Source organism: Vibrio sp. 1167, assembly GCF_033340375.1.
In the GTDB taxonomy this organism is placed as follows: Bacteria; Pseudomonadota; Gammaproteobacteria; order Enterobacterales; family Vibrionaceae; genus Vibrio; species Vibrio alginolyticus.
Genome location: NZ_JAWOWK010000005.1, coordinates 288296 through 306944, shown reverse-complemented (window position 1 = coordinate 306944; position 18649 = coordinate 288296). Strand labels below are relative to the sequence as shown.

30 protein-coding genes are annotated in these 18649 nt (G+C 45.7%); 25 read left to right on the top strand and 5 right to left on the bottom strand.

Annotation, left to right across the window (positions count from 1 at the left end; translation table 11 throughout):
* Positions 1–148: 148 nt before the first annotated feature.
* The 5 genes from hslU to priA all read right to left on the bottom strand — a co-directional run bounded on the left by hslU (position 149) and on the right by priA (position 6477).
* Entirely contained in the window at positions 149–1480 is a 1332-nt protein-coding gene (gene hslU, locus R7Z78_RS13425; RefSeq protein ID WP_017633435.1) for an HslU--HslV peptidase ATPase subunit, read from the bottom strand.
* 23 nt (positions 1481–1503) lie between these two features.
* Entirely contained in the window at positions 1504–2055 is a 552-nt protein-coding gene (gene hslV / locus R7Z78_RS13420; RefSeq protein ID WP_005383176.1) for an ATP-dependent protease subunit HslV, read from the bottom strand.
* 115 nt (positions 2056–2170) lie between these two features.
* The gene (gene ftsN, locus R7Z78_RS13415; protein WP_025998522.1) at positions 2171–2719 is read right to left on the bottom strand and encodes a cell division protein FtsN; all 549 of its coding nucleotides are present in this window, start codon (positions 2717–2719) and stop codon (positions 2171–2173) included.
* A 222-nt stretch (positions 2720–2941) separates the two neighbouring features.
* A complete protein-coding gene (gene cytR / locus R7Z78_RS13410) occupies positions 2942–3970 on the bottom strand; it encodes a DNA-binding transcriptional regulator CytR (RefSeq protein ID WP_257978021.1) in 1029 nt (342 codons plus the stop codon).
* 302 nt (positions 3971–4272) lie between these two features.
* On the bottom strand, positions 4273–6477 hold the full coding sequence (priA, locus tag R7Z78_RS13405) for a primosomal protein N' (protein WP_169644238.1): 2205 nt from the start codon (positions 6475–6477) through the stop codon (positions 4273–4275).
* Positions 6478–6773: 296 nt separating this feature from the next.
* Here priA and rpmE point away from each other — a divergent pair, with 296 nt between their 5' ends.
* From rpmE to rpsM, 25 genes are all read left to right on the top strand, one after another.
* Positions 6774–6995 carry a 50S ribosomal protein L31 gene (gene rpmE / locus R7Z78_RS13400; protein WP_005379546.1) on the top strand — a complete coding sequence of 74 codons (222 nt, stop codon included), beginning with the start codon at positions 6774–6776 and terminating at the stop codon, positions 6993–6995.
* A gap of 456 nt (positions 6996–7451) precedes the next feature.
* A complete protein-coding gene (gene rpsJ / locus R7Z78_RS13395; protein WP_004410492.1) occupies positions 7452–7763 on the top strand; it encodes a 30S ribosomal protein S10 in 312 nt (103 codons plus the stop codon).
* Between the two features lie 14 nt (positions 7764–7777).
* On the top strand, positions 7778–8407 hold the full coding sequence (gene rplC / locus R7Z78_RS13390) for a 50S ribosomal protein L3 (RefSeq protein WP_005379555.1): 630 nt from the start codon (positions 7778–7780) through the stop codon (positions 8405–8407).
* 17 nt (positions 8408–8424) lie between these two features.
* On the top strand, positions 8425–9027 hold the full coding sequence (gene rplD / locus R7Z78_RS13385; RefSeq protein WP_005379556.1) for a 50S ribosomal protein L4: 603 nt from the start codon (positions 8425–8427) through the stop codon (positions 9025–9027).
* Positions 9024–9326 carry a 50S ribosomal protein L23 gene (gene rplW / locus R7Z78_RS13380; protein WP_004398471.1) on the top strand — a complete coding sequence of 101 codons (303 nt, stop codon included), beginning with the start codon at positions 9024–9026 and terminating at the stop codon, positions 9324–9326. The genes rplD and rplW overlap by 4 nt, the downstream gene beginning before the upstream one ends.
* Positions 9327–9341: 15 nt before the next feature.
* A complete protein-coding gene (gene rplB, locus R7Z78_RS13375; protein ID WP_005383168.1) occupies positions 9342–10166 on the top strand; it encodes a 50S ribosomal protein L2 in 825 nt (274 codons plus the stop codon).
* Between the two features lie 21 nt (positions 10167–10187).
* Positions 10188–10466 carry a 30S ribosomal protein S19 gene (gene rpsS, locus R7Z78_RS13370; protein WP_004394525.1) on the top strand — a complete coding sequence of 93 codons (279 nt, stop codon included), beginning with the start codon at positions 10188–10190 and terminating at the stop codon, positions 10464–10466.
* Positions 10467–10476: 10 nt separating this feature from the next.
* Entirely contained in the window at positions 10477–10809 is a 333-nt protein-coding gene (rplV, locus tag R7Z78_RS13365; RefSeq protein ID WP_005383164.1) for a 50S ribosomal protein L22, read from the top strand.
* Between the two features lie 18 nt (positions 10810–10827).
* Positions 10828–11526: a 30S ribosomal protein S3 gene (gene rpsC, locus R7Z78_RS13360; RefSeq protein ID WP_005383161.1), complete on the top strand. Its 699-nt coding sequence runs from the start codon at positions 10828–10830 to the stop codon at positions 11524–11526.
* 11 nt (positions 11527–11537) lie between these two features.
* A complete protein-coding gene (gene rplP / locus R7Z78_RS13355) occupies positions 11538–11948 on the top strand; it encodes a 50S ribosomal protein L16 (RefSeq protein ID WP_005379577.1) in 411 nt (136 codons plus the stop codon).
* On the top strand, positions 11948–12139 hold the full coding sequence (gene rpmC, locus R7Z78_RS13350) for a 50S ribosomal protein L29 (RefSeq protein ID WP_005379576.1): 192 nt from the start codon (positions 11948–11950) through the stop codon (positions 12137–12139). The genes rplP and rpmC overlap by 1 nt, the downstream gene beginning before the upstream one ends.
* Complete coding sequence (gene rpsQ, locus R7Z78_RS13345; protein ID WP_005379575.1) at positions 12139–12393, top strand: 30S ribosomal protein S17; 255 nt, start codon at positions 12139–12141, stop codon at positions 12391–12393. The genes rpmC and rpsQ overlap by 1 nt, the downstream gene beginning before the upstream one ends.
* Before the next feature lie 162 nt (positions 12394–12555).
* Positions 12556–12927, top strand: a complete 372-nt coding sequence (gene rplN, locus R7Z78_RS13340) for a 50S ribosomal protein L14 (protein WP_004410450.1) — start codon at positions 12556–12558, stop codon at positions 12925–12927.
* A gap of 13 nt (positions 12928–12940) precedes the next feature.
* The gene (rplX, locus tag R7Z78_RS13335) at positions 12941–13258 is read left to right on the top strand and encodes a 50S ribosomal protein L24 (RefSeq protein WP_005379574.1); all 318 of its coding nucleotides are present in this window, start codon (positions 12941–12943) and stop codon (positions 13256–13258) included.
* A 23-nt stretch (positions 13259–13281) separates the two neighbouring features.
* The gene (gene rplE / locus R7Z78_RS13330; protein WP_005379573.1) at positions 13282–13821 is read left to right on the top strand and encodes a 50S ribosomal protein L5; all 540 of its coding nucleotides are present in this window, start codon (positions 13282–13284) and stop codon (positions 13819–13821) included.
* A 17-nt stretch (positions 13822–13838) separates the two neighbouring features.
* Positions 13839–14144: a 30S ribosomal protein S14 gene (rpsN, locus tag R7Z78_RS13325; protein ID WP_004410442.1), complete on the top strand. Its 306-nt coding sequence runs from the start codon at positions 13839–13841 to the stop codon at positions 14142–14144.
* 29 nt (positions 14145–14173) lie between these two features.
* The gene (rpsH, locus tag R7Z78_RS13320) at positions 14174–14566 is read left to right on the top strand and encodes a 30S ribosomal protein S8 (protein ID WP_005379572.1); all 393 of its coding nucleotides are present in this window, start codon (positions 14174–14176) and stop codon (positions 14564–14566) included.
* Positions 14567–14579: 13 nt separating this feature from the next.
* Positions 14580–15113: a 50S ribosomal protein L6 gene (rplF, locus tag R7Z78_RS13315; RefSeq protein ID WP_005379570.1), complete on the top strand. Its 534-nt coding sequence runs from the start codon at positions 14580–14582 to the stop codon at positions 15111–15113.
* Between the two features lie 9 nt (positions 15114–15122).
* A complete protein-coding gene (rplR, locus tag R7Z78_RS13310; RefSeq protein WP_005379568.1) occupies positions 15123–15476 on the top strand; it encodes a 50S ribosomal protein L18 in 354 nt (117 codons plus the stop codon).
* A gap of 14 nt (positions 15477–15490) precedes the next feature.
* Positions 15491–15994 (top strand): 30S ribosomal protein S5, encoded by a 504-nt coding sequence (gene rpsE / locus R7Z78_RS13305; protein ID WP_004745894.1) that lies wholly within the window; start codon positions 15491–15493, stop codon positions 15992–15994.
* Between the two features lie 7 nt (positions 15995–16001).
* Positions 16002–16178, top strand: coding sequence for a 50S ribosomal protein L30 (gene rpmD, locus R7Z78_RS13300; protein WP_005379565.1), 177 nt, complete (start codon positions 16002–16004; stop codon positions 16176–16178).
* Positions 16179–16183: 5 nt separating this feature from the next.
* Positions 16184–16618 (top strand): 50S ribosomal protein L15, encoded by a 435-nt coding sequence (gene rplO, locus R7Z78_RS13295; RefSeq protein WP_005383155.1) that lies wholly within the window; start codon positions 16184–16186, stop codon positions 16616–16618.
* 20 nt (positions 16619–16638) lie between these two features.
* Positions 16639–17973: a preprotein translocase subunit SecY gene (secY, locus tag R7Z78_RS13290; protein ID WP_005379562.1), complete on the top strand. Its 1335-nt coding sequence runs from the start codon at positions 16639–16641 to the stop codon at positions 17971–17973.
* A 38-nt stretch (positions 17974–18011) separates the two neighbouring features.
* The gene (gene rpmJ / locus R7Z78_RS13285) at positions 18012–18125 is read left to right on the top strand and encodes a 50S ribosomal protein L36 (RefSeq protein WP_000868186.1); all 114 of its coding nucleotides are present in this window, start codon (positions 18012–18014) and stop codon (positions 18123–18125) included.
* Positions 18126–18274: 149 nt separating this feature from the next.
* Positions 18275–18631 carry a 30S ribosomal protein S13 gene (rpsM, locus tag R7Z78_RS13280; protein WP_005383154.1) on the top strand — a complete coding sequence of 119 codons (357 nt, stop codon included), beginning with the start codon at positions 18275–18277 and terminating at the stop codon, positions 18629–18631.
* The last annotated feature ends 18 nt before the right edge of the window (positions 18632–18649 follow it).

Sequence of the window (18649 nt, the reverse complement as noted above, 5' to 3'; positions counted from 1 at the left end):
GTAGATAAAGAAAGCCATTACACAGTGTCATCCCTATTAAAAGTGGCGTGACGGTAATGGCTTGAATGAACTTAAATTAACCAAATGAAAGTTTCCAAGTGTGCACATTTACACAATGTAATTCACTAGGCTAATTGAATCTTACTATTTATAGGATAAATCGGCTTAGATCTTCATCTTCAATCGTATCGCCTAGGCGCGCTTTCACGTAAGCGGAATCAATAACGAATTTAGCGCCAGATTGCTCCGCTGCGTCGTAAGAGATTTCATCCATCAAGCGTTCCATTACGGTGTGTAAGCGACGAGCACCGATGTTTTCTGTGCTTTCGTTGACCGTCCATGCCGCTTCCGCGATTTGCGTGATGCCGTCTTCTGTGAACTCGATGTCCACATCTTCCGTTTTCATCAACGCAACGTACTGCTCTGTTAGAGAGGCTTTCGGCTCTGTTAGAATGCGTTTGAAGTCGTTGCTGCTTAGTGCTTCTAGCTCAACACGAATTGGTAGACGACCTTGCAACTCTGGGATCAAGTCAGACGGTTTTGCCACTTGGAATGCACCAGATGCAACGAACAGAATGTGGTCTGTTTTTACCATGCCGTGCTTGGTTGATACTGTGCTGCCTTCAATTAATGGAAGTAGGTCGCGCTGAACACCTTCGCGTGAAACGTCTGGGCCTGAGCTCTCACCGCGTTTACAGATCTTGTCGATCTCATCGATAAATACGATGCCGTTGTTTTCAACGTTGAAAATCGCTGCTTCTTTTAGCTCTTCTTGGTTTACCAGTTTCGCCGCTTCTTCTTCCGCTAACGCTTTCATTGCGTCTTTGATTTTCAGCTTACGTTTTTTCTTAGTGTCGCCAGCGAGGTTTTGGAACATGCCTTGCAGCTGGTTAGTCATCTCTTCCATACCAGGAGGCGCCATGATCTCTACGCCCATTTGTGGTGCGGCTACGTCGAGTTCAATTTCTTTATCGTCTAGTTGGCCCTCACGCAGTTTCTTACGGAAGATCTGGCGAGTGTTAGAAGACTCTTCCGTTTGCTCTGCTTGACCCCAGCTATCACGTGCCGGTGGCAGTAGCGCATCAAGAATACGTTCTTCCGCTTGCTCTTCTGCGCGGAACTTCACTTTTTCCATCGCTTGTTGATGCGTCATTTTTACCGCGACATCTGTTAGATCACGGATGATGGTTTCAACTTCTTTACCAACGTAACCCACTTCGGTGAATTTTGTCGCTTCAACTTTGATGAAAGGGGCATTTGCCAGTTTTGCGAGGCGTCGTGCGATTTCGGTCTTACCAACACCAGTAGGACCAATCATCAAGATGTTTTTGGGCGTCACTTCGGCACGCAAGTTTTCTTCAAGCTGCATGCGGCGCCAGCGGTTGCGAAGTGCAATCGCAACCGAACGCTTGGCTTTTTCTTGACCGATAATGTGGCGGTTCAATTCATGAACGATTTCGCGAGGCGTCATTTCAGACATATTCTTTCCTTACTTCGTTACGATTACGCGGTTGGTTTTTCAGGCTCTACTGTTGAGTCTAGCTCTTCTACCGTGTGGTGATGGTTAGTGAAGACACAAATATCACCCGCGATATTAAGAGCTTTTTCCGCGATCTCACGAGCATCTAGATCTGTGTTTTCTAGTAGGGCGGTTGCTGCTGCTTGTGCGTAAGCACCACCAGAGCCAATCGCAATCAGGTCGTGTTCTGGCTGTACGACATCACCATTACCGGTAATGATTAACGATGCGGTTTCGTCGGCAACGGCAAGTAAGGCTTCGAGCTTGCGCAGAGCACGATCGCTACGCCAGTCTTTGGCTAGCTCAACTGCTGCTTTGGTTAGGTGACCTTGGTGCATTTGCAGTTTGCTTTCGAAGCGCTCAAAAAGGGTGAAGGCATCCGCAGTACCGCCTGCAAAGCCCGCTAGTACTTGGTTGTTGTATAGGCGGCGAACTTTGCGCGCATTACCTTTCATTACGGTATTGCCTAGAGATACTTGGCCATCACCCGCGATGACGACTTTATTATTTCGACGTACAGATACAATGGTAGTCACAGTCGACCTCTTGATTATTTCTCTTTGGATTTAATTCAGTATATGGGGGAGGAGAAATGGGGATTCAAGGGGGCAAAAAGAAAGGCCCTAGGATCTTAGCTCCTAGGGCCTGAGTTTAAAGATTTTCTTTCCAAATCGCGCACGGCTCGATTTTCGCGCGTTGCAGTTTATGACGGTCACGTTCTGCATCACGTTTGAACTTATACGGACCTAGTACCACGCGATACCATGAACTGCCTTCTTTCTTACGAATCTTGCTCGACATCCCTTGGAATGCGATTGCAAGCTTGCGCTCTTCTGCTTGTGCCTGGGTTTTGTACGCGCCACACTGCATGATGTAAGGAATTTTAGAAACTTCAATTTCTTTGGCCACAACTTCAACTTCACGTTTCGGTAGTGACTCAACATATTCCCATTTTTCTTCTGGTGGTGGCGGCAAATCTTTTTTCGGTTTTGGTTTACTTACAGTGGTTGTTGGCTGTTTCACTACAGGCTGTTTAGGTTCTGGATCGCTACTCAAAAGGTAAAGACCATAGCCAAAACTACCCACTAGCAAGATAGCGAGCAGACCACTACGCCAAGGCTTTTTTCTTATCGGCGGCTGTTTTTTTGTCGACTTTTTTGGGGCGCCTCGCCCCCGTCTTACATAATCTCTATTTGCCACGGTTATTTCTGGTCATCAAGGATTCTTGCAAATATGTTAATCCAGAACGAGTTGAGAAAACACCCTATTGATAGAATCTTGATAGCTAAAGCGCGACAACGCCCTAGTATAGGGGTGTGTTTCAGTTCTCGCTTATATTTATTCAGGGATACACAAAAAGCAGGAGGGTAAATAAAAAGCGGCGCCTTAGCACCGCTTTAGGGATGAATACTAATCTTTAGGTTAAGGGCGCTGTGGTGGCGCTGCACTTCCGCGAATGACGAGATTAGTTTCAAGCAGACGCGAGCCTGAATGCACGTCGTGGCCTTTTAACATCTCGAGCATCATTAGCATTGCTTGTCGACCAATCTCATAGCGAGGCTGAGAGATAGTGGTCAACGGTGGATCGCAGTACTGAGCGAAGTTAATGTCATCAAAGCCCACAACAGAGAGATCTTGCGGGACTCGTAAGCCAAGCTTTTTCGCTTCTTGAATTGCGCCGATGGCCATTGTGTCACAGTGACAGAAAATAGCCGTTGGTGGCTCTGGCAATTCGAGCAGTTTACGAACGGCTTTTGCTCCGCCATCAAAAGAGAATTCAGTAATGACACTATATTGTGGATCTTTATTGATGCCGGCACGGCGCAGGGCTTGTTGGTAGCCTTGTTGGCGGAACTGACACAATATTGCTGTATCTGGTCCAGAGATTTGAGCAATGCTTTTATGACCTAATTGGGTCAGGTAATTCACCGCTTCAAATGCTGAGGTCAGGTTATCAATATGTACTGTCGGAAGCTCGAGTTCAGGCGCAAATTCACATGCCATTACCATCGGAGGTAAGTTCTTTTGTTCTGGCTTACTGACATCGAATGGTAGATCTGTACCAAGCAGTAGCATTCCATCTGCCTGCTTAGTAAATACGAGATTAACGAAAGAGCTTTCGCGTTTCTTCTGTTGTCCGCTATCGCCCAGAAGGACTAGATAGCCATGTTCCATGGCTGCATCTTCAATACCGCGAATAATTTCAGAAAAATAAGGATCACAGATGTCGGGAACGATAGTAACAATGGTTTTTGATTCGTTTCTACGTAAGTTACGCGCTAATGAGTTTGGAGAATAACCCGCTTCAAGTACGGCTTCTTCTACTCTCTTTCTTGTAGAAGAAGAGACCTTCTCTGGATTCATTAAGGCTCGAGATACCGTAGCCGTAGACACTCCCGCAAGCTGGGCAACATCCTTCATTGTCGCCATAGTTTTTAACCTCTCATTTATTTTTTGCCAAGGTGACGTTATTCCGGTTTGAAATCAGAGTAATCAACCGAGTTAGAGCTGTGTTTGCTCTTCGCTCAGTTCGTGTTAACGAGTGGGAAAATGGATTCTTCACCGCGATATCAATTTATGGGAATAGTCATTGTTTTAATTTAAGCCTGTGCAAACAAGTCACTTTAGACTTTTCTAATTTGGATAGTCTATTCATTTCTAAAGTGAAAGTTACGGTCTGTTTAACAAAAATTGCAATCTTGGTGTGATTTTGGTCACATTAAATGGTAATTCATTACATAGTTAAACGTTTGCTAGCTGAGATCTTGTGGTTCTATGTCTAAATTCCAGCGTACTTTCTTAGCATTTGGCAACAACTCAATAGCAGGTTTGGCACTGGTTAATAACTTTTGCATCAATGAACGATGTTGAGTTTGTAGTAATAGTTGCCAGCGGTATTTACCAGCCCGCTTAGCCAAAGGTGAAGGAGTTGGGCCTAATACCATACAAGAATCATCGAACAGAGGGTGTGACTCTAACGTAAAACGAACCTGACGCAGGAAGTCTTCAACTACCTCACTTTGGTTTGCCTCTGCTTTGAACAGAGTCAAGAAACTATAAGGCGGAAGCTGAGCCAGTTTGCGTTCTTCCAGAGCAGTCATAGCAAAGTGGCGATAGTCTTTTTGAAGCAGGGCCTGCAGCAAGCTGTGCTCAGGATGGTGGGTTTGCAGGATAACCTCGCCAGGTTTACTTGCGCGGCCGGCACGACCTGCGACCTGAATAAACAACTGCGCTAGTCTCTCGGAAGCGCGGAAGTCGCTACTATAGAGAGAGCCATCAACATCCAAAAGAGCAACGAGCGTTACATTTGGAAAATGGTGCCCCTTAGCCAGCATTTGGGTGCCAATCAGAATTTGATGTTCACCTTTACGAATTGATTCAAGGGCATCTTCCAAACTACCTTTGCGACGTGTGCTGTCTCTGTCGATGCGAATAGCGTTGTATTCTGGAAATAACTGAGCCAATTGTTGTTCGAGTTGTTCCGTTCCTACGCCGACGGTAACCAGTTGAGTTGAACCACACCCCTGACACTGATGAATTACCGGTTGTTGTGAGCCGCAGTGATGGCAGCGTATTTCGTTGCTGTAATGGTGGAACGTATAGTACGCATCACAGCGTTTACATTCTGCAATCCAACCGCATTCATGGCACATCAAAGCGGGCGAAAAGCCTCGACGGTTAAGAAACAACATCACTTGATTGCCTGCTTTTAAATGCTTGCGCATCTCGGCAATCAGTTGGGCAGATAAGCCACTTTCTAAATACTGACCTTTTACATCTAACACTTTATTGGTGGTTGGTACGGCAGAGCCAGCTCGTCGGGTTAGTGTTAAATGGTGATACTTGCCTGACAGGGCATTGTGCAATGTCTCCAGTGCAGGTGTGGCTGAGCCCAGGATAATCGGTACTTGCTCTTTATGGGCGCGCATGACAGCAACATCACGAGCGTGGTAACGCAAGCTGTCTTGTTGCTTATAAGAAGCGTCATGCTCTTCATCCACGATAATAATCCCCAAATCAGCAAAAGGTGTCAGCAGGGCTGAACGAGTGCCAATGATGATTCCCGCTGCTTTATCCCTGGCAGAAAGCCAAGCGTTAAGTCGCTCGGTTTCATTCAAACCTGAATGAATCACGTCTACCGGGACATTAAATCGATGCTTAAAGCGGTTGATGGTTTGGGGCGTTAGACCGATCTCAGGTACTAAAACTAATGCTTGTTTCCCTTGCTCTAAAACTGGCTTGATAAGGTTTAAGTAAACTTCTGTTTTACCAGAGCCAGTTACTCCCTCTAATAAATAGCAAGCAAAACCTGTTTGGCTATTTACACTCGCAATAGCCAGCGCCTGTTCGTGGTTGAGCTTTGGCTTCTCGACGTCGCATTCAACGTGCTGTCCCCACTGGGTGATTGCAGGCTTCTTCTCGATACGTTCAATCCAGCCTTTCTCTTCTAAAGACTTTAGTACTGTTGAGGCTATCTCTTGGTCGACAAATTCCTGGTGAGGCAAAGCGCAGTTAACCAACATTTGCAAGACCTTCTGTTGTTTGACCGCTCGACGATCAAGCCCTTGCATCAGCTTGTCTTTACCGGATTCGGTAATTTGCCACTCTTGTAGCGTCGCAAAATCTGCAGGCTTTCCTTTACGTAGAGCTGCTGGCATCGCATTGTGTAGCGTATCTCCAAGTGGGTATTGGTAGAACTGGCTGCACCAAGTCAGCAACGAATAAAGCTTTTCAGACCATATCGGCTGAGAATCAAGAACTGCTTTGATTGGCTTGAGTTGATCTTTGGGAAAGTCCGAGTGATTAACCATCGCGGTGACGATGCCAACTAACGTTTGGCGTCCAAAAGGTACGGAAACGCGTCCACCAATGATCGGAAACAGGTGCCCCGGAATGGCGTAATCAAATTGTTTGTCGAGCGGAACGGGTAATGCCACTCTAGCAATGGTTGGACGCATAAATTCTTAGCTATTAAAAAAGAGGGAAAGGAAATGAGAGTCTATTAAAATCGGTATGGAAATTCGAGTAAAGCAATGCGATTCAGCGTGAATCGTGCCTCTATGATTAGTCTGGCTAAAAAAGTGGCGAAAAAGTTGCCAAATGTGTTGATCCGAGCAATGTGATTCTTTACTATATCGCGCCTTGAGATATGGCTTCGGCAATTAGTTGATGCGGTATCCCATTTTATTATTAATTGCGTGTGGTGTGCGGCTTAGATTCGTATAGCGACACGGCCTACTATTGAGGTTATCCCATGAAAGCTGGTATCCACCCAGAATACAAAGCAGTAAAAGCGACTTGTTCTTGCGGCAACTCTTTTGAGTTCAACTCTACTCTAGGTAAAGAGTCTATCCACCTAGACGTATGTGACAAGTGTCACCCATTCTACACTGGTAAGCAACGTATCGTTGATACAGGCGGCCGTGTTGATCGCTTCAACAAGCGTTTCGGTGCACTATCAAGCGGTAAGAAATAATAGCAGCCGCTATTACGATTACAGTTTAGAAAAGGACGCTTCGGCGTCCTTTTTGTTTTAATGGTTACCAAGCGAAGAGGGATGTATAGGGTTTGGAATATTCCCGATTATTTTTCACTCAGTGCTTGCAACCTAAAGTGTGATCTGTATAATGCAGCGCACTGGTTAAGCCAGTTGTGAACCAATGAGCAGTGAGGAGCGAGCAAATCTAAGGATTTGTGAGGTAATGTATACTCAGCTTATGTTCGCGGTTAATACAATTAGCTATCTTTTCTTCGGAAAAACTATCCTCAAAGGTGACTTTGGCATATAGGGATAGTTAATCGAAAATTAACTGACAATGCGTCCTAATCTTGGATGCTACGGTTTCACATAAATCAATCGGCATTCTCTCGTCTTGACGAGTTTGAGTGGCGATATTGTTTGTGTAATTTATTAAATTTGGAGCTCTGTCTCATGCAGAACCAACGTATCCGTATCCGCCTAAAAGCTTTCGATTACAAACTAATCGATGCTTCTACAGCGGAAATCGTTGAAACAGCTAAGCGCACTGGCGCACAGGTTCGTGGTCCAATCCCACTGCCAACTCGTAAAGAGCGTTTCACAGTTCTTATCTCTCCACACGTTAACAAGAAAGCACGTGACCAGTACGAAATCCGTACTCACAAGCGTCTAATCGACATCGTTGAGCCAACAGACAAGACTGTTGATGCTCTAATGCGTCTAGACCTTGCTGCGGGCGTTGACGTTCAAATTAGCCTAGGTTAAGGGAGATTAGAAGTATGATTGGTCTAATCGGTCGTAAAGTGGGCATGACCCGCGTATTTACTGAAGAAGGCGTTTCTATCCCAGTAACTGTTGTTGAGGTTGAAGCTAACCGTGTTTCTCAAGTGAAAACTCTTGAAACTGACGGCTACGCAGCAATCCAGGTTACAGCTGGTTCTAAGAAAGCTAACCGCGTAAACAAAGCTGAAGCAGGTCACTTTGCTAAAGCTGGCGTTGAAGCTGGTCGCGGTCTTTGGGAATTCCGTTTAGAAAACGGCGAAGAGTTCGAAGTTGGTTCAGAACTAACTGTTGAACTATTCAACGAAACTAAGAAAGTAGACGTTACTGGTACATCTAAGGGTAAAGGTTTCCAAGGCGCTGTTAAGCGTTGGAACTTCCGTACTCAAGATATGACTCACGGTAACTCATTGTCTCACCGTGCTCCTGGTTCTATCGGTCAATGTCAGACTCCAGGTCGCGTATTTAAAGGCAAGAAAATGGCAGGTCACATGGGTGCTGAGCGTGTAACGACTCAAAACCTAGAGATCGTACGTGTTGACGCTGAGCGCAACCTGCTTCTTATTAAAGGTGCAGTCCCAGGCGCAACTGGCGGCAACGTGATCGTTAAACCAGCTGTTAAAGCATAACGTCTCAGGAGTAAGTAATGGAACTAATGGTTAAAGGTGCCGATGCACTAACTGTTTCCGAAACTACTTTCGGACGTGAGTTTAACGAAGCTCTTGTACACCAAGTAGTTGTTGCGTACGCAGCAGGTGCTCGTCAAGGTACTCGTGCTCAAAAAACACGTTCAGAAGTTTCTGGCGGTGGCGCTAAGCCATGGCGTCAAAAAGGTACTGGCCGTGCGCGTGCTGGTACAATCCGTAGCCCAATCTGGCGTACAGGTGGTGTTACTTTTGCTGCGAAACCACAAGATCACAGCCAAAAAGTAAACAAAAAAATGTACCGTGGTGCTATGAAGAGCATTCTTTCTGAGCTTGTTCGTCAAGAGCGTCTAATCGTTGTTGATAACTTCTCAGTTGAAGCACCAAAGACTAAAGAGCTAGTTGCTAAGCTTAAAGAGCTTGAGCTAACTGACGCTCTAATCGTGACTAGCGAAGTAGATGAGAATCTATTCCTAGCTGCTCGTAACCTATACAAAGTTGACGCACGTGATGTTGCTGGTATCGATCCAGTATCTCTAATCGCGTTTGACAAAGTTGTAATGACTGCAGAAGCAGTTAAGCAAGTAGAGGAAATGCTAGCATGATCACTGAAGAGCGTATCCTAAAAGTTCTACGTGCACCGCACATCTCTGAAAAAGCAACTATGGCAGCTGAGAAAGCGAACACTATCGTTTTCAAAGTAGCTAAAGATGCGACTAAAAAAGAGATCAAAGCAGCTGTAGAAAAGCTATTTGAAGTTGAAGTTAAGTCTGTAAATACTCTTATCACTAAGGGTAAGACCAAACGTCAAGGTCTACGCCAAGGTCGCCGCAGCGACGTTAAGAAAGCGTACGTTACTTTGAAAGAAGGTCAAGATCTTGACTTCGTTGGCGGCGCGGAATAACAGGAGTAGTTAAAAATGGCTATTGTTAAATGTAAGCCGACTTCCCCTGGTCGTCGTCACGTTGTTAAAGTTGTTAACGCTGACCTACACAAGGGCAAGCCATACGCACCTCTTCTAGAGAAAAACTCTAAGAACGGTGGTCGTAACAACAAGGGTCGTATCACAGTACGTCACATCGGCGGTGGTCACAAGCACCACTACCGTGTAGTTGACTTCAAACGTACTAAAGATGGTATTCCAGCGACAGTTGAGCGTCTTGAATACGATCCAAACCGTAGCGCAAACATTGCTCTAGTTCTTTACAAAGACGGTGAGCGTCGCTACATCCTAGCACCTAAAGGTGTTGTAGCTGGTGATGTTATTCAGTCTGGTGTTGATGCACCAATCAAAGCTGGTAACACTCTACCAATGCGTAATATCCCAGTAGGTTCAACAGTACATAACGTTGAACTTAAGCCTGGTAAAGGTGGTCAGCTAGCTCGTTCGGCTGGTGCTTACGCTCAAATCGTTGCTCGCGACGGTGCGTACGTAACTATCCGTCTACGTTCTGGCGAGATGCGCAAAGTTCTTTCTGAAGGCCGTGCAACAATCGGTGAAGTTGGTAACTCTGAGCACATGCTACGTGAACTTGGTAAAGCAGGTGCATCACGTCATCGCGGTATCCGTCCAACGGTTCGTGGTGTTGTAATGAACCCGATTGACCACCCACATGGTGGTGGTGAAGGCCGTACTTCTGGTGGTCGTCACCCAGTATCTCCTTGGGGTATGCCTACTAAAGGCTTCAAGACTCGTAAGAACAAACGCACTGACAAGTACATCGTACGTCGTCGTAACAAGTAATCTATATAAAGAGGAATCGCCATGCCACGTTCTCTCAAGAAAGGTCCTTTTATTGACCTACACTTGCTGAAGAAGGTAGAGAAAGCGGTGGAAAGCGGAGACAAAAAGCCTATTAAGACTTGGTCCCGTCGTTCAATGATCATCCCTACGATGATCGGTTTGACCATCGCTGTCCATAATGGTCGTCAGCACGTACCAGTATTTGTAACTGATGAAATGATCGGTCACAAACTGGGTGAATTCGCACCAACACGTACTTACCGCGGTCACGCTGCGGATAAGAAAGCTAAGAAGCGCTAAGGAGTAGATAATGGAAGCAATTGCTAAACATAACTTTGCTCGCATTTCGCCTCAGAAAGCTCGCTTAGTTGCGGATCTAATCCGTGGTAAATCTGTTGACCAAGCTCTAGAAATCCTAACGTTCAGCAACAAAAAAGCTGCTGCACTAGTTAAGAAAGTTCTAGAGTCTGCTATCGCTAACGCGGAGCACAACGAAGGTGCAGATATTGACGATCTGAATGTCGCAAAAATCTTTGTAGATGAAGGCCCAACCATGAAGCGTATTATGCCTCGTGCTAAAGGTCGTGCGGATCGTATCTTGAAGCGTTCAAGCCACATCACTGTTGTTGTAGCAGATCGCTAGAGACTAGGAGAGTAAGCAATGGGTCAAAAAGTACATCCAAATGGTATTCGTCTAGGCATCGTTAAGCCTTGGAATGCTACATGGTTTGCTAACACCAAAGATTTCGCTGACAACCTAGACGGCGACTTCAAGGTACGTCAGTTCCTTACAAGTGAACTGAAAAAAGCGTCTCTATCACGTATCGTTATCGAGCGTCCTGCTAAGAGCATCCGTGTGACTATTCACACTGCTCGTCCAGGCGTTGTTATCGGTAAGAAAGGTGAAGACGTTGAGAAGCTACGCGCAGCTGTAGCTAAAATTGCAGGTGTACCAGCGCAAATTAACATCGCTGAAGTACGTAAGCCTGAACTAGATGCGCAACTTGTTGGTGACAGCATCGCGTCTCAGCTAGAGCGTCGTGTTATGTTCCGTCGTGCTATGAAGCGCGCAGTACAAAACGCTATGCGCCTAGGCGCTAAAGGTATCAAAGTGGAAGTAAGCGGTCGTCTAGGCGGCGCTGAAATCGCACGTTCAGAGTGGTACCGTGAAGGCCGTGTGCCTCTACACACTCTACGTGCTGACATTGATTACGCAACTTCTTCGGCTCACACTCAATACGGTGTGATCGGCATTAAAACTTGGATCTTCAAAGGTGAAATCCTAGGTGGTATGCCAGCAGCTAACGCTGTAGAGCCTAAAGGCGACAAGCCTAAGAAGCAGCGTAAAGGCCGTAAGTAAGGAGTCGACAGATGCTACAACCTAAACGTACTAAGTTCCGTAAGGTTCAGACTGGTCGTAACCGTGGTCTAGCTAAAGGTACTGATGTAAGCTTCGGCGAATTCGGTCTTAAAGCTGTTGGCCGTGGTCGTCTAACTGCTCGTCAAATCGAAGCGGCACGTCGTGCAATGACACGTCACGTTAAGCGTCAAGGTAAAATCTGGATCCGTGTGTTCCCAGACAAACCAATCACAGAAAAACCACTTGAAGTTCGTCAAGGTAAGGGTAAAGGTAACGTTGAGTACTGGGTAGCCCAAATCCAACCTGGTAAGGTTATGTACGAAATGGGTGGTGTACCTGAAGAATTGGCACGTGAAGCGTTCCGTCTTGCGGCACGTAAACTGCCTTTCAAAACTACATTTGTAACTAAGCAGGTGATGTGATGAAAGCACAAGATCTACGCGAGAAAAGCGTTGAAGAGCTTAACGCTGAGCTAATGAATTTGCTACGCGAACAGTTCAACTTGCGCATGCAAGCTGCGACTGGTCAACTACAGCAAACTCATACTCTGAAAGCTGTACGCCGTGATATCGCACGTGTGAAAACTGTTTTGACTGAGAAGGCAGGCGCATAATGAGCGAAGTAAAACGTACTCAACAAGGTCGTGTTGTTAGCGACAAGATGGACAAGTCTATCACTGTTGCTATCGAACGTTTCGTAAAACACCCAATCTACGGTAAATACGTAAAACGTACGACTAAAGTACACGCACATGACGAGAACAACGAGTGTGGCCTAGGCGACACAGTTGAAATCGCAGAGTGTCGTCCACTGTCTAAGACTAAGTCTTGGACTTTGGTAAAAGTTCTAGAAAAGGCGAAGATTTAATCTCGTTAATTCTATGAAACTAAAGCGGCTCCAAAATATTTTTGGAGCCGTTTATTTTTTGACTACCCAATCACAAAAAAGGGTGGTACAATTCGCGTCCCTTTTAAAGAGGCAGCCCGACCCGTGATGGGTCTAGTTATTAATATTTAGCGGAGCACTAACATGATCCAAATGCAAAGTATGCTGGACGCAGCTGATAACTCAGGCGCACGCAGCGTAATGTGTATTAAGGTTCTGGGTGGCTCTCACCGCCGTTATGCACATATCGGTGACGTCATCAAAGTTACTGTGAAGGAAGCAATCCCTCGCGGTAAAGTTAAAAAAGGTGATGTTCTGAAGGCGGTGGTAGTGCGCACCCGTAAAGGCGTACGTCGTCCTGACGGTTCTGTCATTCGCTTCGACCGAAATGCTTGCGTATTGCTAAACGACAATACTGAGCAACCAATCGGTACACGTATCTTTGGTCCTGTGACACGCGAACTTCGTGGCGATAAGTTCATGAAGATCGTTTCACTGGCTCCAGAAGTTCTGTAAGGAGCACGTAGAAATGGCAGCTAAAATCCGTCGTAATGACGAAGTAATCGTTCTTGCTGGTAAAGACAAAGGCAAGAAAGGTAAAGTAACTAAGGTTCTAGCAACTGGTAAAGTTATCGTTGAAGGTATCAACCTAGTTAAGAAACATCAGAAACCTGTTCCAGCTATGGGTATCCAAGGCGGTATCGTAGAGCAAGAAGCAGCTATCGACGTTTCTAACGTGGCTATCTTTAACGCAGCTACTGGTAAAGCTGACCGTATCGGTTTCCGTTTTGAAGACGGCAAAAAAGTTCGTTTCTTCAAGTCTAACGGCGAAACCGTTTCTAACTAATAGAAGTAATTTGGAGTTCTACTATGGCGAAACTGCATGATTACTACAAGTCGTCTGTAGTCGCTGAACTGACCAAACAGTTCGGTTACACAAGCGTCATGCAAGTCCCTAGAATCGAGAAAATCACCCTAAACATGGGTGTTGGTGAAGCAATCAACGATAAGAAACTGCTAGAAAATGCAGCGTCTGATATGGCAACGATCTCTGGTCAAAAGCCACTTATCACAAAAGCGCGCAAATCTGTTGCAGGTTTCAAAATCCGTGAAGGCTACCCTATCGGTTGTAAAGTAACCTTGCGTGGCGAACGTATGTGGGATTTTCTTGAGCGTTTAATTAACATCGCTCTTCCACGTGTACGTGACTTCCGTGGTGTTAGCGCTAAGTCTTTTGACGGTCGCGGTAACTACAGCATGGGCGTTCGCGAGCAAATCATCTTCCCGGAAATCGACTTTGATAAAGTTGATCGAGTACGCGGTCTAGACATCACTATTACGACGTCTGCTGGTACTGATGAGGAAGGCCGTGCTCTGCTGGCTGCCTTTAACTTCCCATTCCGTAAGTAAGGTGAAGGGTTACTGTTATGGCTAAAAATTCAATGAAAGCACGTGAAGCAAAACGTGCGAAGCTAGTAGCTAAGTTCGCTGAAAAGCGTGCAGCGCTAAAAGCTATCATCAGCGATGTAAACGCATCTGAAGAAGATCGTTGGAACGCGGTTCTTACACTGCAATCTCTTCCACGTGATTCAAGTGCATCACGTCAGCGCAACCGTTGCAACCAAACTGGTCGTCCACACGGTTACCTACGTAAGTTCGGTCTAAGCCGTATTAAGGTTCGTGAAGCTTGCATGAAAGGCGAGATTCCGGGTCTTCGTAAGGCTAGCTGGTAATTGCCACTTAATCATTTGGAGTAAATCATATGAGCATGCAAGATCCGATTTCGGATATGCTGACCCGCGTTCGTAACGGTCAGGCAGCAAACAAAGTTGCTGTAAAAATGCCTTCTTCAAAGCTTAAAGTTGCAATTGCTGCACTACTAAAAGCTGAAGGTTACATCGTTGACTTCGCTGTTGAAGGCGAAGCAAAACCTGAGCTAGAAGTTACACTTAAGTACTTCCAAGCTAAACCAGTAATCGAGCAACTTAAACGTGTTTCTCGTCCAGGTCTACGTGTTTACAAGAAGAAAGATGAACTTCCTTCTGTAATGGGTGGTCTTGGTATTGCTATCGTTTCTACTTCCAAGGGTCTTATGTCAGACCGCGCTGCACGTAAAGCAGGTCTTGGTGGTGAAATCATCGCTTACGTAGCTTAATAAGGAGTAGACTATGTCTCGTGTTGCAAAAGCACCTGTCGCTATTCCAGCTGGCGTAGAGGTGAAACTAAACGGCCAAGAAATCACTGTAAAAGGTGCGAAAGGCGAACTAACTCGCGTTCTTAACAACGCAGTTGTAATCGCTCAGGAAGAAAATAACCTGACTTTCGGTCCTAAAGAAGGTGTTGCTAACGCATGGGCTCAAGCAGGTACTGCTCGCGCTCTAGTTAACAACATGGTTGTTGGTGTTACTGAAGGCTTTACTAAGAAGCTAACTCTTAAAGGTGTAGGTTACCGTGCTGCTATCAAAGGCAACGCTGTAGGTCTAACACTAGGCTTCTCACACCCAGTTGAGCACGAGTTGCCAGCGGGTATTAAAGCTGAATGTCCAAGCCAAACTGAAATCGTGATCACTGGTGCTGACAAGCAACTAGTTGGTCAAGTTGCGGCTGACATTCGTTCTTACCGTGAGCCTGAGCCATACAAAGGCAAAGGTGTTCGTTACGCAGATGAAAATGTGCGTACTAAAGAAGCTAAGAAGAAGTAAGGTAACACTATGGATAAGAAAGCATCTCGCATCCGTCGTGCTACACGTGCACGTCGTAAGATTGCAGAACTGGGTGCGACTCGCCTAGTTGTACACCGTACTCCTCGTCACGTGTACGCACAGGTTATCGCGGCTAACGGCTCTGAGGTTATCGCAGCAGCTTCTACTGTAGAAAAAGCGATCCGTGAGCAAGTGAAATACACTGGTAACGTTGATGCAGCTAAAGCAGTGGGTAAAGCTATTGCTGAGCGCGCTCTAGAGAAGGGCGTAACTGCAGTTGCATTTGATCGTTCTGGTTTCCAATACCACGGTCGAGTAGCGGCGCTAGCAGAATCTGCTCGCGAAGCTGGTCTGAAATTCTAAGGTAGGGTTGGAAGATGGCTAAAGAACAACAAGTTCAAGCGAATGATTTGCAAGAAAAGCTAATCGCAGTTAACCGTGTTTCTAAAACGGTTAAAGGTGGTCGAATCATGAGCTTCACTGCACTAACAGTAGTTGGTGACGGTAACGGTCGTGTAGGTTTCGGTTACGGCAAAGCTCGTGAAGTACCTGCAGCGATTCAAAAAGCAATGGAAAAAGCGCGTCGTAACATGACTACGATCGCTCTAAACGAAGGCACTCTTCACCACCCAGTGAAAGGTCGCCATTCGGGCTCTAAAGTTTACATGCAGCCTGCTGCAGAAGGTACTGGTGTTATCGCAGGTGGTGCGATGCGTGCAGTACTAGAAGTTGCTGGTGTACACAACGTACTATCTAAAGCGTACGGTTCTACGAACCCTATCAACATCGTTCGTGCAACGATCGATGCACTAGGTAGCATGAAGTCACCAGAAATGGTTGCTGCTAAACGTGGTCTAACTGTTGAATCTATTTCGGAGTAAGAACACCATGGCAACTATTAAAGTAACTCAAACTAAAAGCTCAATTGGTCGTCTGCCAAAGCACAAAGCTACTTTGCGCGGTCTAGGTCTTCGTAAAATCAACCACACAGTAGAACTTGAAGATACTCCGTGTATTCGCGGTATGATCAACAAGGTTTACTACATGGTTAAAGTTGAGGAGTAATCAGAATGCGTTTGAATACTCTAGCACCGGCTGCTGGCGCGAAAACTTCTGCGAAGCGAGTAGGTCGTGGTATCGGTTCAGGCCTAGGTAAAACTGGTGGCCGTGGTCACAAAGGTCAAAAATCACGTTCTGGCGGCAGTGTTCGTCCAGGTTTCGAAGGCGGTCAGATGCCTCTGAAACAACGTCTACCAAAATTCGGTTTCACTTCTCGTAAGAGCCTAGTGTCTGCTGAAGTTCGTCTAGCTGAGCTAGCGAAAGTTTCTGGTGACGTAGTTGATCTAAACAGTCTTAAAGCTGCTAACATCATCACTAAGAACATCGAATTTGTAAAAGTTGTTCTTTCTGGTGAAATCAACAAAGCAGTGACTGTTAAAGGTCTACGTGTGACTAAAGGCGCTAAAGCTGCAATCGAAGCTGCAGGCGGTAAAATCGAGGAATAATCTCGAGGAACGAGGTACAGATGGCTAAGAAACCAGGACAAGATTTTCGTAGTGCTCAGAGCGGCTTAAGTGAACTAAAGTCGCGCTTGTTATTCGTAATTGGTGCACTTTTAGTATTCCGAGCCGGCTCTTTTGTGCCGATTCCTGGTATTGACGCTGCTGTACTTGCCGATTTGTTCGAACAGCAAAAAGGTACCATCGTTGAAATGTTTAACATGTTCTCCGGTGGTGCTCTTGAGCGTGCATCTATATTAGCATTGGGCATCATGCCGTATATTTCGGCATCTATTGTTGTCCAATTGCTAACTGTAGTTCATCCAGCGTTAGCTGAACTCAAAAAAGAGGGTGAAGCAGGCCGTCGTAAGATAAGCCAATACACACGCTACGGCACGCTTGTACTTGCAACCTTCCAAGCTATAGGTATTGCAACTGGCCTACCAAACATGGTCGACAATCTGGTTGTTATCAACCAAACCATGTTTACGCTAATTGCTACCGTAAGTTTAGTAACCGGTACCATGTTCTTGATGTGGTTAGGTGAACAAATTACAGAGCGCGGAATTGGTAATGGTATTTCGATACTAATTTTTGCAGGTATTGTTGCTGGATTGCCTTCTGCAATCGGTCAAACAATCGAGCAAGCGCGTCAAGGTGAATTGCATGTACTTCTTCTGTTGCTAATCGCGGTATTAGCTTTTGCAGTAATTTACTTCGTTGTTTTCATGGAACGTGGTCAACGCCGAATCGTCGTTAACTATGCGAAACGTCAACAAGGTCGTAAAGTATTTGCTGCGCAAAGCTCGCACTTGCCTCTTAAAATTAACATGGCAGGTGTAATTCCAGCGATTTTTGCATCAAGTATTATCTTGTTCCCAGGAACATTGGCTCAGTGGTTTGGTCAAAACGGTGAGAGCAGCGCGTTCGGTTGGTTAACTGACGTGTCTTTGGCTCTTAGCCCAGGTCAACCGTTGTATGTAATGCTTTATGCAGCAGCAATTATCTTCTTCTGTTTCTTCTACACGGCGTTGGTTTTCAACCCACGTGAAACAGCAGATAACTTGAAGAAGTCTGGTGCATTCGTACCCGGTATCCGCCCAGGTGAGCAGACAGCGAAATACATTGATAAAGTAATGACACGTCTAACCCTTGCTGGTGCACTGTACATTACCTTTATCTGTCTGATTCCCGAGTTCATGATGGTCGCGTGGAACGTACGTTTCTACTTCGGCGGTACATCGCTACTAATCGTAGTTGTTGTAATTATGGACTTTATGGCACAGGTACAGACTCATCTGATGTCTCAACAGTATGATTCTGTGTTGAAGAAAGCGAATCTGAAAGGCTACGGCCGTTAATCCGGCGGTAGACTCAGTTTCATTTACGGAGTTTAGCAATGAAAGTTCGTGCTTCCGTTAAAAAAATCTGCCGTAACTGTAAAGTAATCAAGCGTAACGGTGTCGTTCGCGTGATTTGCAGTGAGCCAAAGCACAAACAGCGCCAAGGCTAATTAGCAGAAATTTTTACTTGAAAATGAAGGTTGGGTCGAGTATATTCCTCGGCCTACCTTTTGCGTGCAAAAGAAGTAGTATTCCGCAGCGTATCCATAACGGGCTTTGCTGCGGCTAATTCTTTTATAGAAACACTTAGGAGTGAATAATGGCCCGTATAGCAGGCATTAACATTCCTGATCAGAAACATGCAGTAATCGCTCTAACAGCGATCTACGGCATCGGTAAAACTCGCTCTCAAGCTATCCTAGCTGAAGTGGGTATTGCTGAAAATGTTAAGATCAGTGAACTAACTGAAGAGCAGATCGATCAACTGCGTGATGGTGTAGCTAAGTACACTGTAGAAGGTGATCTACGTCGTGAAGTATCTATGAACATCAAGCGTCTTATGGACCTTGGCTGTTACCGTGGTCTTCGTCATCGTCGCAGTCTACCACTACGTGGACAGCGTACTAAAACCAACGCTCGCACCCGTAAGGGTCCGCGTAAGCCGATCAAGAAATAATCGGGAAGGTAGAGTACA